The organism is Geodermatophilus amargosae, assembly GCF_041028265.1.
GTDB classification, from domain to species: Bacteria; Actinomycetota; Actinomycetes; order Mycobacteriales; family Geodermatophilaceae; genus Geodermatophilus; species Geodermatophilus amargosae_A.
On record NZ_JABGCW010000002.1, the window covers coordinates 425,687 to 438,251 of the forward strand.

Genomic DNA, 12,565 nt, shown 5'->3' on the forward strand with positions numbered 1-12,565 from the left:
GGCTCCTCCTCTCGGCCGGCACGGAGCCGGACGCGGGGAGGGTAGGCCCGACCGTTTCCATGTGGAAGCAGTGGGGGTCAGCCGCGCGACGCGACCTCGCGGAACACCAGCCCGTCGGCCCGGGCCAGCCGCGGCCGCGGGATCCCCGGCGGCTCCGGGGCGCCGGTCTCCAGCAGCCGGGCGGCGGCGCGGACGCCGTCGTGCACCCCGCGGGCGTAGGCGCACACCACGGGGGCGGAGGGCCCGACCCGGGCCGCGAGCCGCTCCTGCAGGGCCAGCTGCCCCTCGTCGGCGGCTCCGTCGGCCGCCGCGAACGAGGGCATGCAGGCGTACAGCTCGCCGGTGCCGTCGCCGCCGACCGCGTACAGGCCGTTCTCCTCCAGCGCCCCGGACAGCCGGACGACGCGGCGGTCGAGCCCGGCGCGGGCGAACGCGCGGTTGAAGGCCACCAGGTCGCGGCCGACCAGGCTGAGCAGGACGGCGTCGGCGCGGGTGCGGCGGATCAGGTCGAGCGCGGGCCCGGGGTCGGCCGGGCCGAAGGGGACGAGCAGCTCGCCGGCCACCTCGGCGCCGAGGTCGCGCAGGACCGTCCGCGCGGCGCGGTGCACCGCCTGCGGCCAGACGTAGTCGGTGCCGAGCAGGACCCACCGCTGCGCGCGGCGGTGCCGCACCAGCCAGGCCAGCGCGGCGGCGTGCTGCACCAGCGGCGAGGAGCCGATGCGCAGCGCCCCGCGCGAGCCGCGCCCGCCCTCGTGCGGCGGGGTGAACACGTACCCGGCCCGCCCGGCCAGCGCGGCGGCGACCGCCCGCGAGACGTTGCTGGTGGAGAAGCCGACGAGGACGTCGACGGCGCCGGCGGCGTGCAGCGCGGCGACCTCGGCGGCGACCTCCGCGGGCTGCCGGCCGGCGTCGACGGTGACCAGCTCGACGGCGCGCCCGCGCACCCCGCCGGCCTCGGTGAGCTCGTCGGCGGCCAGCGCCGCCAGGTCCAGGGCCGAGGGCGCGGTCATGGCCAGCGGGCCGGTCAGCGGGACGGCCAGGCCGATCCGGACGACGTCGGGGGCGCGGCCGGCGACGGCGGCCTCCCACGCGTCCATCGGGACGGTCGGTCCGGGCACTCCCTGAGTATGGTGCGGCCCATGGCGGTCGAGCAGCAGGCCACCCGGACGCAGGCGCCGGTGTCCTCGCTCGTCGAGCTGCTGAGCGTGGTCTCGCGGCGGGTCGCCCGCGGGGTCGGGGCGGTGCTCGCCGAGGACGGCGCGTCCCTGGACACCTACCGGCTGATGCGCGCGCTGGCGTCCGGACCCGGCCGCACGATGAGCGAGCTGTGCGCGGCGCTGTGCGTCCCGGCGCCGACCGCCACCCGCCTGGTCGACGGGCTGGCCGACGCCGCGCTGGCCTACCGGCTGCCCGACCCCGACGACGGCCGGCGGGTGCGGGTGCACCTGTCCGCCCGCGGCCGCACCCGGCTGGACCGCCTCGAGGCGCTGGTGTCCGCGCACGAGGCGGCGCTGACCACCGAGCTGGGACAGGCCCGCGTGGCCGCGCTGGTCACCGCCCTCGTCGACCTCGCCCCGCCCGAGGCGCCGCCGCCGGGTTGATCATCGTGTGCGTGCACGGGACACGCGCGGACACGCCGGTGCGAGCGGCACGCAGACGATGATCGGCAGCGGGCGCCGCCGGCCGTCAGTCGGACGGGGGCAGGACGCGGGGGAGGAACACCTCGTCGATCGGGCGCGGGCCCACGTACTGGCGGCAGGTGCAGGGCACCCAGCTGTGCCCCGCCCAGCGGCCGCGCTTGTCGAAGGTGTCGCGGCGCAGCTCGGCGTAGCAGGTGTTGGTCCCGGTGTCGTGCTGGCTCAGCGGGTGCCCGCAACCGCACACCGGGGTCGGGACGGGCGGGGGGCCGGCGGGACGGCGGCGCCCGAGACGTCCGGCCACGAAGCCCGTGACGAGCAGGACCGCCCCGACCACCAGGCTGACTGGATCCACCGCGCTCGCTCCTCCGCTCCGCAGGACTCCCCGACGGTAACGCCGCGGAGGGCCGGGAGGTGCCGCCCGCGGACCGCCCGGCGGTTCCCCTGCACGAGGGTCCCAGTCGGCTCTCCGGGCCGGCCCTGGAGCCGGCGACGCTCAGCCGCGCCGGCTGAGCGAGCAGCCCTCCGAGGAGCTCACCGACGCCGGCCGCTGATCGCCGACAGCCCGGTGATCTCCCGTCCCACGATCAGTGCCTGCACGTGGTCGGTGCCCTCGAAGGTGTAGATCGCCTCGATGTCGGCGTGGTGCCGCGCGATGTGGTGCTCGAGCAGGATCCCGTCGCCGCCGAACAGGTCGCGGGCGTCGGCCACGATCGCCCGCGCGGTGGCGCAGCAGTGCCGCTTGGCCAGCGACGCCATCGCCGCCGTCATCCGGTCGGCGTCGGCGAGGCTGGACAGCCGCCAGCACATCAGCTGCATGTTGGTGATCTCGGCCAGCATCGTCGCGAGCTTCTCCTGCACGAGCTGGTAGCCGGCGATCGGCTGGCCGAACTGCTCGCGGCTCAGGCAGTGCGCCAGCGCCAGCTCGTAGGAGGCCATCGCCACGCCCAGCGCGCGCCAGGCGACGGTGTAGCGGGTGCGGTCCAGGATCGTGGAGACGTCCTTGAACGACCGGCAGTTCTCCAGCTTGTTCTCGGCCGGGACGCGGGCGCCGTCGAGGGTGATCTCGGCCTGCCACACCGCCCGCAGCGCCGTCTTGCCGGTCATGACCCGCGCGGTGAAGCCGGGCGTGCCCTTCTCGACGACGTACCCGCCGACCTGCCCCTCCTCGTCGCGCGCCCAGATGAGCACGTAGTCGGCGATCGAGCCGTTGCCGATCCACTTCTTCTGCCCGTCGAGGACGTAGGAGTCGCCGTCGCGGCGGGCGCGGGTCTCCAGGGCGACGGCGTCCGAGCCGTGCCGCGGCTCGGTGAGGCCGAACGCGCCGATCTTCTCCATCCGCGCCATCGCGGGCAGGAACCGCTCACGCTGCTCCTCCGAGCCCAGCAGCGCGATCGACTGCATCGCCAGGAAGCTGTGCACGCCGTTGAAGGTGCCGATGCTGCCGTCGGCGCGGGCCAGCTCGGCGGCGACCAGGCCGGCCGCCACGGCGCTCATCCCGGGCGAGCCGTAGCCCTCGATCGTCCCGCCGGCGATGCCGAGCTCGGCGAAGCCCGGCACCAGCTCGAACGGGAACTCCGCGCGCTCCCAGTAGTCGTTGATCCGCGGGGTGACCTCCTTGGCGCACCAGTCCGCCACCCGGTCCCGGACGTCGATCTCCTCGGCCGTGAGCAGCTCGTCGAGGGCGTAGAAGTCGGTGCGCGCGGTCTCGGTCACGTCCCGACGCTACGCGCGGGGAGGGCATGCTGCCGGGCGTGCGGATCATCGTCGCGCCCGACTCCTTCAAGGGCACCCTGACCGCCGCGGAGGCCGCCGACGCGGTCGCCCGCGGGCTCCTCCGGGTGCACCCGGACGCCGAGGTGCTGACCCGCCCGATGGCCGACGGCGGGGAGGGCACGGTGGCCGCCGCGGTGCGCGCCGGCGCCCGCCCGGTGACGACGACGGTGAGCGGCCCCGACGGCCGGCCGGTGCGCGCCACCTTCGCCGTCGACGGGACGACGGCGGTGGTCGAGCTCGCCGCCGCGGCCGGGATCGGGCTGCTCGCCGGGCCCGCGCCGATGACCGCGACCACCCGCGGGCTGGGGGAGCTGCTGCTGGCCGCGCTCGACGCCGGAGCCCACCGGATCGTGCTCGGACTGGGCGGCAGCGCCACCACCGACGCCGGCGCGGGCCTGCTGCAGGCACTCGGCGTGCGGCTGCTCGACGGCGCCGGCCGCGACGTGCCGCCCGGCGGCGCGGGCCTCGCCGCCCTCGACCGGATCGACGTCGGCGCCCGCGACCCGCGGCTGCGCGAGGTGACCGTCGCGGTGGCCACCGACGTCGACAACCCGCTCACCGGCCCGGACGGTGCCGCCGCGGTCTACGGGCCGCAGAAGGGGGCGACGCCGGAGCAGGTGGCCGCCCTCGACGCCGCGCTCGGGCGGTTCGCCGCCGTCGTCCGGCGCGACCTGGGGATCGACCTGGAGGGGTGGCCGGCGATGGGCGCGGCCGGTGGCACCGCGGCGGGCGTGGCCGCCGTCCTGACCTGCACGGTCGGATCCGGCGCGGAGCTGGTCGCCGACCTCGTCGGGCTCGACGCGGCGCTGGCCGGCGCGGACCTCGCCGTGACGGGGGAGGGCAGCCTCGACGCGCAGTCGCTGCGCGGCAAGGCGCCGGCCGTCGTCGCCGCCCGGGCCCGGGCCGCCGGGGTGCCGTGCGTGGCGCTGGCCGGCCGGGTGGCGCTGGGCCCGGACGAGCTCGCCGCCGCGGGTCTCACCGCCGCCTCCGCCCTGACGGAGGTGGCCGGCCTCGACCGCTGCCTGGCCGAGCCCGCGGCCGTCCTCGAGGAGCTCGCCGCCCGGGTGCTGCGGCCTCAGGCGCCGAGCAGCCCGCGCACGTAGGCCGCCTGCCCCACGTGCTGCAGGTCGTCGGCGAGCACGCTGACCAGCCGGACGCCGAGGGTGACCGGCGGGTCCCACCGCTCGTCGACGACGCGGTCGAGGTCGTCGTCGGACAGGGTCCCGAGGTACTCGGCGCTGCGGGCGGCCACCGCGTCGGCGTACTCGAGCAGCAGGTCGGCCGAGGGCACCCGCAGCGACTCCACCTCCAGGCTGCTCATCCCGTACCCGGTGGAGGTGTCGTCGGCCGGCCGGCCGAAGCGGACGGCGAACCCCTGCGCCGTGTAGACCTGCTCGCTGCTGGCCACCTCGGCGAGGTGGTCGTCCTGCACCCGGAGCAGGTGCCAGGCCAGCCAGCCGATCGGGTTGGCGCGGGGGCCGACCCGGGCGGCGAGCTGGTCGGGGGACAGGCCCTCGACGGCGGCGCGCAGCGTCTCGCCGATCTGCGAGTAGGCGTGGGTGAGCAGCTCGCGGGGGCGCATGACCGGCCGCTACCCGTCCCGCTCGCGGGGGACTCCTGCCGCCGCCGCGCGACGGTAGGTTGCGGTGTCCGCCGCGCCGTCGAGGGAGCCTCCGCGTTGCCGTTCTTCCTGCACCGGCTGCTGCGCTTCGCCCGCATCCGGCTCCCCGGCTGGAAGCTGCCGCTGGCGGTGGCCGCGCTGGTGTTCCTCAGCAGCTGGGGGCTCATGGCGCTGGCCGAGCCCGGCAGTGAGCTCGTCACCCCGGCCAACTACTGGTGGTACTTCGTCGTCACCGCCGCCACCGTCGGCTACGGCGACTTCTTCCCCGAGTCCGGCCCCGGGCACGTCGTGGGCGCCTACGTCATCGTCGGCGGGATCGTCACGCTGACCCTGTTGTTCACCGAGCTGGCCACCGCCCTGCAGACCGCGCGGGGCAAGCGGCTGAGAGGAGTGGTCGGCCTGGACCTCCGGGACCACGTGGTCGTCCTGGGCTACACGCCGGGACGGACCGAGCGGATCGTCGCCGAGCTCACCGTCGAGCCGGGCACCCAGGTGGTGCTCGCCGCCCACGACGACGTGCCCGGCAACCCCATGCCCGAGGAGCCGCGGGTCTCCTTCGTCCGCGGCGACCTCACGCACGCCGACGTCATGACCCGCGCCTGCGTGGACCGCGCCCGCACGGCGGTCATCGACGGCCGCGACGACAACGAGACCCTGGCCATCGCCGTCGCCGTCGACCACGCCAACCCGCAGGTGCACATGGTCGCCGCCGTGCGCGACCTGACGCGGCGCGAGAGCCTCCGCTACCTCAACCCCGGCGTGCAGGTGGTGCAGTGGCACATGCCGTTCCTGCTGTCGGAGGAGGCCGCCGACCCGGGACTCACGCAGGTCTACAACGAGCTGATGACCGCCGGCGGGCACGGCAACACGTACTCGCTGCGGGTGCCCCGCGACCTGCCGCACCGGACCTTCGGCGAGTGCCAGACCGCCTTCGGCCGCGACCACGGCGCCACGGTGCTCGCGGTGCGCACCGGCGAGGGACTGCTGGTCAGCCCCGCGTGGGACACCCCGGTCCCGGAGGGCGCCACCCTGTACTACGTGGCCTCGCAGCGGCTGGACGCGTCCCGGCTGGGCCGCTCACCACACGCCGAACGCCGCGGCCAGTAGCGCCACCACCCCGCCGACGGCGGCCAGCACGGCGAGCACGGCCAGCAGCACCGGGACGACCACCCAGCGGCGCTTGAACCGGCGCCGCGCCGCGGGGGCCGCGGGCGGGCGCGGGGACGGCGGCGCCGAGGGCGGCGCCTGGGGCGGGGTGGCGGGCGAGGCGGCGGGCGGGGTGGCGGGTGCGGCGCTGCGCGGCGTGGCGGCGGGTGCGGCGCTGCGCGGCGTGGCGGCCACCCGCACGGGCCGGGACCCCCGCTTCCGGTGCCCGTCCCCGGCCTCCTTGCGCTCCTTGCGCTCCTTGCGCCGCTCGGCGAGGTAGCGCGCCTGGTCGCGGGCGTCGCGGGCGACGCCGTGGATCACCGAGGCGAGGGCGCGCAGGTCGTCGAGGTCGAAGCGCTCGACCTGGCCGCCGAGGGTGGGGCGGCCGCCGGCGTTCCCGTCGTCGCCAGGGCCGTCGCCGGGGCCGTCGCCGGATGCCTGCGCGCGCGGGATCCACTCCGGCCCGGGGCCGGCGCCCTGGAGCACCGCGCGCAGCGCCGCTCGGGAGCGCGGGACGTCCCAGCGGGCGGCGGCGTCCTTGGTGAGCAGGCCCTCGAGGACGGGGGCCAGCGGGCCGGCCCGCTCGGTCGGCGCGGGGTCCTCGGAGACGACGGCGAGCAGCGTGGCCATCGACTCGGGCCGGTCGAAGGCCAGCCGTCCCTCGACGGCGGTGTACAGCGTGGCGCCCAGGGACCACAGGTCGACGGCGGGTCCGGGCTCCTCGCCGCGGGCGCGCTCGGGCGCCATGTAGGACGGCGAGCCGATGATCGCCCCGGACGTGGTGATCGAGGGGCCGCCGGTGGCGATCGCGATGCCGAAGTCGGTGAGGTGCGCCGCGCAGTCCCGCCCGACGAGCACGTTGGCCGGCTTGACGTCGCGGTGCACGATCCCGGCGGCGTGCGCGGCCTCCAGCGCGTCGAGCACGTCCAGGCCGATGCGGGCCACCGCCCGCCAGGGCAGCGGGCCCTCGCGCTGCACGATCTCCTGCAGGCTGCGGGACTCGACGTGCTCCATGACCAGCCAGGGCCGGCCGTCCTCCTCGACGACGTCGTAGAGGGTGGTCACGCACGGGTGCACCAGGCGGGCGGCCGCCCGGGCCTCGCGCAGCGTCCGGTTGCGCAGCGCCTCGCGCTCGTCGTCGGTCAGGTGCGCGGGGAAGGTGACCTCCTTGAGCGCCACCGGGCGGCCCAGGACCTGGTCGGTGGCCCGCCAGACGACGCCCATGCCGCCGCGGCCGAGCATCCCGTTCACCGTGTAGCGGCCGGCGACCAGCCGCTGTGCACCCGCGTCGGCGGTCATGCCCGGGACGGTACGCCCGGAGCGGTCCGGGCGGCCCGGCTCAGTCACTGCCACGGGGCGCGGGCTCGGGGTCGCTCTCCGCCTCGAGGTGGGCGGCGGTCTCCTCGTCCTCCATCTCCAGGGCGATGTCGCGCGGCTGCGGGAGGTCGGGCTCGGGCGTCGTCATGGGTCCAGCCTGCCCCGGTCCGGCCCGGTCCGCGCCCCGGCGACGGCCCCGGCCGGCCCCCTAGACTCCGCGGCCGATGACGATCACCCGTCTGCTGGTGGCCAACCGCGGCGAGGTCGCCGTCCGCGTGCTCCGGACCGCCGCCGCCCTCGGCCTGTCCACCGTCGCGGTCGCGCCCGAGGACGACGCGGGGAGCCTGCACACCCGCCGTGCCGGCGACGCCGTCCGCCTGCCCGGGACCGGCCCGGCCGCCTACCTCGACGTCGCCGCCGTCGTCGGGGCGGCGGTGGACGCCGGCGCCGACGGCCTGCACCCGGGCTGGGGCTTCCTCGCCGAGAGCCCCGCGCTCGCCCGGGCGTGCGCGGACGCCGGCGTCGCCTTCGTCGGACCGGACGCCGCGGCGCTCGCGCTGCTGGGCGACAAGACCGCCGCCCGCGCCCGCGCCGCGGAACTCGGCCTGCCGGTCCTCGCGGCCACGGACGGCGACACCGACCTCGAGGCCGCCACCGCCTTCCTCGCCGGGCTCGGCGACGGCGGCGCGGTCATGGTCAAGGCGGTCGCCGGGGGTGGCGGGCGCGGCATGCGGCCGGTGCGCGACGCCGCGGACCTGCCCGCAGCCCTCGAGCGTGCCCGCTCGGAGGCGACGGCGGCCTTCGGCAGCGGCGCGGTCTACGTCGAGCGGCTGCTGACCGGAGCACGGCACGTCGAGGTGCAGGTGGCCGGCGACGGCGCCGCGGTGGTGGCCCTCGGTGACCGGGACTGCTCGCTGCAGCGGCGCCGGCAGAAGCTGGTGGAGATCGCCCCCGCGCCCGGCCTGGACGACGACCTGCGGGGGCGCCTGGCCGTGTACGCCACGACGCTGTGCGGGTCGCTGGGCTACCGCGGGCTGGCCACCGTCGAGTTCCTCGTGCGCGGCGAGGAGGTGGCGTTCCTCGAGGTGAACCCGCGGCTGCAGGTCGAGCACACGGTGACCGAGGAGGTCACCGGCCTGGACCTGGTCGAGGTCGGCATCCGGCTCGCCGAGGGCGCGACGCTCGCCGGCCTCGGGCTGGCCTCGCCGCCGCCGTCCCGGGGCGCGGCGGTGCAGGCCCGTGTCAACGCCGAGACGCTGCTGCCCGACGGCACGGTGCACCCCGGCGTCGGCCGGCTCGAGCGGTTCGTCCCGCCTACCGGTCGCGGCGTGCGGGTGGACACCGGCGTGGTCGCCGGCGACGAGGTCGGCCCGCGCTACGACTCGCTGCTGGCCAAGGTCGTCGTCGCCGACCGCGGCCTGCCGCGGGCGCTGGCCGGGTGCCGCCGCGCGTTGGCCGAGCTCGACGTCGCGGGGGTGCCGGTCAACCGCGACCTGCTGGCCGCCCTGCTCGACCTGCCCGGGGTCGCCGACGGCCGGGCGACCACCGACCTCGTCGACGACCGCCTCGCCGACCTGGTGCCGGACGCGCCCGTGCCGGCCGCCGTCGCCGGGGCCGACGGCGCGCTGCCGGTCCCCGCGCCGCTGTCGGGCGCGGTGGTGGAGGTGGCCGCCGCGGAGGGCGACGCCGTCGCCGCGGGGACGACCCTGCTGGTGCTCGAGGCGATGAAGATGGAGCACGTCGTGCCTTCGCCGGCCGCCGGCGTGCTGACCGGGCTGTCCGTGCGCGTGGGCGACGTGGTGACCGCGGGCACGGTGCTCGGTGCGGTCGTTCCCGGCGAGGTCGGGGACGCCGCCGCGGGCCCGGACGCGGCCGATCCGGACGCCGTCCGGCCGGAGCTCGCCGAGCTGCGGGAGCGGCGGGCCGCCACCCTCGACGAGGCCCGGCCCGAGGCGGTGGCCCGCCGGCACGACGCCGGACGGCTGACCGCGCGGGAGACGGTGGCCGCGCTGGTCGACCCGGGCACGTTCGTGGAGTACGGCCAGCTCGGCATCGCCGCGCAGCGCGCGCGGCGCTCGCTGGAGGAGTTGGTCGCGCGGACGCCGGCCGACGGCATGGTCACCGGCATCGGCGAGGTCGGCGGCGTGCCGTGCGCCGTCCTCGTCTACGACTACACCGTGCTGGCCGGCACGCAGGGCCGCACCAACCACCGCAAGACCGACCGGCTGCTCGAGGTCGCCGCCGAGCGGGGGCTGCCGGTGGTGCTGGTGGCCGAGGGTGGCGGCGGGCGGCCCGGCGACACCGACGGCGGTGGCTTCTCCCGCCTCGACGTCCCGACCTTCACCACGATGGCGCGGCTGGCCGGGACGGTGCCCACGGTCGCCGTCGTCTCGGGGTACTGCTTCGCCGGCAACGCCGCGCTGGTCGGCTGCTGCGACGTCGTCATCGCCACCGAGGACAGCAGCATCGGGATGGGCGGCCCGGCGATGATCGAGGCCGGCGGGCTGGGCGTCGTCGCGCCGGAGGACGTCGGCCCGACCGCGGTGCAGGCCGCCAACGGCGTCGTCGACGTCGTGGTGCCCGACGACGCCGCCGCCGTGGCCGCCGCCCGGCAGGCGGTCGGGCTGCTGACCGGCCGGGTCGTGGCGGGGGAGGCCGCCGACCAGCGGGCGCTGCGGAGCGCGCTGCCGGCCAACCGGGTCCGCAGCTACGACGTCCGGCCCGTGGTGACCACGCTCGCAGACACCGGCAGCGTGCTGGAGCTGCGGCCGGCGTTCGGCCGCGGCGTGGTCACCGCGCTGGCCCGGCTCGACGGGCGGCCGGTGGGCATCGTGGCCAACGACCCGCGGCACCTCGGCGGCGCCATCGACGGCGAGTCGGCGGACAAGGCCGCGGCGTTCCTGCGGCTGTGCGCCTCGGCCCGGCTACCGGTGGTCTCCCTCGTCGACACCCCGGGGTTCATGGTCGGCCCCGACTCCGAGCGCACCGGCACCGTCCGCCGCTTCGGCGGGCTGTACGTGGCCGGGGCGCAGCTGGGCGTGCCGCTGCTGGCGGTGGTGCTGCGCAAGGCCTACGGACTGGGCGCTATGGCCATGCTCGGCGGTGACCTCCAGGTCCCGCTGCTCACCCTGGCCTGGCCCACCGGCGAGTTCGGGCCGATGAGCCTGGAGGGCGCGATCCGGCTCGGGTACCGGCGCGAGCTGGAGGCGTTGCCGCCCGGCGCCCGCGAGTCCCGCTACTCCGAGCTGGTGGCGGAGTCCTACGCGCAGGGCAGGGCGCTCAACGTCGCCTCGGCCTTCGAGGTGGACGACGTCGTCGACCCGGCCGACACCCGGGAGGTGCTGGTCCGCGCGCTGGCCGGACTGTCGTAGGCGGCGGGATCGCGCTCCTCTACGGTCCGGCCATGCCCCACTACCGCCTGACCACCGGCGACGGCGCCGTCGTCCACGAGTGGGACGCCGCCGACGCGACCGCCGCCGAGTCCGAGGCCGTCGACGTCGTCAGCCGCCACCGCGCGGACGACCCGCCGGGCGCGGCCGAGTACGTGCTGGTCGACGAGGCCGGCGCCGACGTCGCGCGGTGGGGCTCGCTCGCTCCCTGAGCTCAGCCCGCGGCGAGGCGGCGCTGCAGGACCTCGTGCTCGTGGCGCAGGACCACCTGGGTGACCAGGTCGCGGACGGCACCCTCGGCCTGCCGGCCGATGAAGGGCGCGTCCACCCTGGCGTCGCCGGTCACCGTGGCGCGGGTGCCGCCGCCCGGGGCCGGGGTCAGCCGCCGCTCGCAGGTGACCACGGCCTGGCGGCCCATGATCTCGGCGCGCAGGTCGAGCGCGCCGCGGTGGCCGCCGTCGCCGTCAGGGGTCCAGGTGGTGACCTCGGTGACCGGCACCGTCCGGCCGACGAACCGGGCGAACACCGGCGGGATGCCCGTCGTGGCCGCCGTCAGCCGGACCCGCGTGGTCGTCCCCGACCCGTCGGTGCGGCTGGACACCTCCTGCACCTGCGCCTCCAGGGCCTGGGCGACCTCGCGCAGGAACGCCTCGTCGGTCAGGGTGGCGAGGACGCGGTCGGGGTCGGCGGCGTAGCTGGTGGTGGCGTCGATGGGCACGCCCCATCCTCGTGCGGGCGCGCACGGGCCGCCCACCGGGGTCACCGGGACGGGCGAGGGCACTGGGGCGGCTGGGCCGGACCCGCGGTCGCGACCTCCGGGGCGGGCCGTCTCCGGCGACCTAGCGTCCGGTGCACCACGCGCCGGCCGATCGGGACCGGCGCTCTTCTCGAGGAGACGACGCGTGCGCCGCAGCACCGCTGCCGCCGGGGCCCTGGCCGCCGGCATGACCATCCTGTTCACCGGACCGGCCGCCCAGGCCGCCGCGACCGACGTCGTCCAGGTGCCGAGCGACTTCCTGCCGGCTCTCAGCGACACCCGAGCCAACGGGCACTACCAGGTCGTCGGCACCGGGCTGCGCATCTACACCGACGGCAGCGCCGACGTCGGCCTGGATGGGCGCAACTCGGACAAGGTCGCCGAGTACGTCGCCACGGACACGCCGCTGACGCAGGTCGGCGAGCCGAGCCTCGACTACACCGCCACGACGGGTGGCGCACCGGGCTTCCAGCTCGTCGTCGACTTCGATGGGAACGGGACCGCTGACGGCATCCTGATCGGCGAACCGACGGTTACCAGCTATGGCAACGACTGGTGGCTGAACAACACCGCTGAGCAGTTCGTCAAGGACCGCGCCCCGTCGCACACCGGCGGCTTCGGCAGTGCCGACCACGGCACGCTCGACGGGTGGCGCACGGCATTCCCGAACGCCGACGTCCTGGCGTTCGGCTTCTCGCTCGGATCCGGAGTCAAGGGCGACGGCGTGATCAACGCGATCGACTTCGCGGGCACTCGCTACACCTTCGCCCGGGACGTCAAGCTGACCACCAAGCAGCAGTGCAAGGACGGCGGCTGGGCCACGAGCACGCAGCCGGTCTTCCGCAACCAGGGCGAGTGCGTGAGCAGCCTCGCCAAGCCCGCGGAACGCTGACCCGCACCTCCTGGACGGAGGCCCCCACCT

13 protein-coding genes are annotated in these 12,565 nt (G+C 76.9%); 6 read left to right on the forward strand and 7 right to left on the reverse strand.

The window, feature by feature from the left end; all coding sequences use genetic code 11:
• Positions 1 to 77 precede the first annotated feature (77 nt).
• Positions 78 to 1,118, reverse strand: a complete 1,041-nt coding sequence (locus HLV61_RS02965; protein WP_369252802.1) for an ABC transporter substrate-binding protein — start codon at positions 1,116 to 1,118, stop codon at positions 78 to 80.
• Between the two features lie 21 nt (positions 1,119 to 1,139).
• Between HLV61_RS02965 and HLV61_RS02970 the strand changes: the two genes are divergently transcribed.
• Positions 1,140 to 1,601 carry a MarR family winged helix-turn-helix transcriptional regulator gene (locus HLV61_RS02970; protein ID WP_369252804.1) on the forward strand — a complete coding sequence of 154 codons (462 nt, stop codon included), beginning with the start codon at positions 1,140 to 1,142 and terminating at the stop codon, positions 1,599 to 1,601.
• Between the two features lie 85 nt (positions 1,602 to 1,686).
• Here HLV61_RS02970 and HLV61_RS02975 read toward each other — a convergent pair whose 3' ends face one another.
• Together HLV61_RS02975 and HLV61_RS02980 are read right to left on the reverse strand one after the other, a co-directional pair.
• Positions 1,687 to 1,992 (reverse strand): hypothetical protein, encoded by a 306-nt coding sequence (locus tag HLV61_RS02975; RefSeq protein WP_369252806.1) that lies wholly within the window; start codon positions 1,990 to 1,992, stop codon positions 1,687 to 1,689.
• Between the two features lie 179 nt (positions 1,993 to 2,171).
• On the reverse strand, positions 2,172 to 3,353 hold the full coding sequence (locus HLV61_RS02980) for an acyl-CoA dehydrogenase family protein (protein ID WP_369252808.1): 1,182 nt from the start codon (positions 3,351 to 3,353) through the stop codon (positions 2,172 to 2,174).
• Between the two features lie 38 nt (positions 3,354 to 3,391).
• On the opposite strand from HLV61_RS02980, the gene HLV61_RS02985 reads away from it, so the two are divergent.
• The gene (locus tag HLV61_RS02985; RefSeq protein WP_369252810.1) at positions 3,392 to 4,516 is read left to right on the forward strand and encodes a glycerate kinase; all 1,125 of its coding nucleotides are present in this window, start codon (positions 3,392 to 3,394) and stop codon (positions 4,514 to 4,516) included.
• On the opposite strand, the gene HLV61_RS02990 is transcribed toward HLV61_RS02985, so the two are convergent.
• The gene (locus HLV61_RS02990; RefSeq protein WP_369252812.1) at positions 4,489 to 4,995 is read right to left on the reverse strand and encodes a mycothiol transferase; all 507 of its coding nucleotides are present in this window, start codon (positions 4,993 to 4,995) and stop codon (positions 4,489 to 4,491) included. The two genes, HLV61_RS02985 and HLV61_RS02990, sit on opposite strands and share 28 nt — an antisense overlap.
• Positions 4,996 to 5,091: 96 nt before the next feature.
• Between HLV61_RS02990 and HLV61_RS02995 the strand changes: the two genes are divergently transcribed.
• Positions 5,092 to 6,141, forward strand: coding sequence for an ion channel (locus tag HLV61_RS02995; RefSeq protein ID WP_369252814.1), 1,050 nt, complete (start codon positions 5,092 to 5,094; stop codon positions 6,139 to 6,141).
• Here the strand turns inward: HLV61_RS02995 and HLV61_RS03000 are convergent.
• The gene (locus HLV61_RS03000; RefSeq protein ID WP_369252816.1) at positions 6,112 to 7,479 is read right to left on the reverse strand and encodes a serine/threonine-protein kinase; all 1,368 of its coding nucleotides are present in this window, start codon (positions 7,477 to 7,479) and stop codon (positions 6,112 to 6,114) included. The two genes, HLV61_RS02995 and HLV61_RS03000, sit on opposite strands and share 30 nt — an antisense overlap.
• Before the next feature lie 40 nt (positions 7,480 to 7,519).
• Positions 7,520 to 7,645, reverse strand: a complete 126-nt coding sequence (locus HLV61_RS03005; protein ID WP_369252818.1) for a hypothetical protein — start codon at positions 7,643 to 7,645, stop codon at positions 7,520 to 7,522.
• Between the two features lie 76 nt (positions 7,646 to 7,721).
• Between HLV61_RS03005 and HLV61_RS03010 the strand changes: the two genes are divergently transcribed.
• Both HLV61_RS03010 and HLV61_RS03015 read left to right on the forward strand, forming a co-directional pair.
• Positions 7,722 to 10,868 (forward strand): acetyl-CoA carboxylase family protein, encoded by a 3,147-nt coding sequence (locus HLV61_RS03010; RefSeq protein ID WP_369252820.1) that lies wholly within the window; start codon positions 7,722 to 7,724, stop codon positions 10,866 to 10,868.
• A 32-nt stretch (positions 10,869 to 10,900) separates the two neighbouring features.
• Complete coding sequence (locus HLV61_RS03015) at positions 10,901 to 11,098, forward strand: hypothetical protein (protein WP_369252822.1); 198 nt, start codon at positions 10,901 to 10,903, stop codon at positions 11,096 to 11,098.
• A gap of 2 nt (positions 11,099 to 11,100) precedes the next feature.
• On the opposite strand, the gene HLV61_RS03020 is transcribed toward HLV61_RS03015, so the two are convergent.
• Complete coding sequence (locus HLV61_RS03020) at positions 11,101 to 11,604, reverse strand: DUF2505 domain-containing protein (RefSeq protein ID WP_369252824.1); 504 nt, start codon at positions 11,602 to 11,604, stop codon at positions 11,101 to 11,103.
• 184 nt (positions 11,605 to 11,788) lie between these two features.
• Here HLV61_RS03020 and HLV61_RS03025 point away from each other — a divergent pair, with 184 nt between their 5' ends.
• Positions 11,789 to 12,535 carry a hypothetical protein gene (locus HLV61_RS03025; protein ID WP_369252826.1) on the forward strand — a complete coding sequence of 249 codons (747 nt, stop codon included), beginning with the start codon at positions 11,789 to 11,791 and terminating at the stop codon, positions 12,533 to 12,535.
• Positions 12,536 to 12,565 lie beyond the last annotated feature (30 nt).

Bases quoted from the DNA above. Each gene is read 5' to 3' on its own strand.
- HLV61_RS03015 (WP_369252822.1), top strand. From the start codon at position 10,901: ATGCCCCACTACCGCCTGACCACCGGCGACGGCGCCGTCGTCCACGAG.
- HLV61_RS02990 (WP_369252812.1), bottom strand. From the start codon at position 4,995: ATGCGCCCCCGCGAGCTGCTCACCCACGCCTACTCGCAGATCGGCGAG.
- HLV61_RS03000 (WP_369252816.1), bottom strand. From the start codon at position 7,479: ATGACCGCCGACGCGGGTGCACAGCGGCTGGTCGCCGGCCGCTACACG.
- HLV61_RS03010 (WP_369252820.1), top strand. From the start codon at position 7,722: ATGACGATCACCCGTCTGCTGGTGGCCAACCGCGGCGAGGTCGCCGTC.
- HLV61_RS03005 (WP_369252818.1), bottom strand. From the start codon at position 7,645: ATGACGACGCCCGAGCCCGACCTCCCGCAGCCGCGCGACATCGCCCTG.
- HLV61_RS02970 (WP_369252804.1), top strand. From the start codon at position 1,140: ATGGCGGTCGAGCAGCAGGCCACCCGGACGCAGGCGCCGGTGTCCTCG.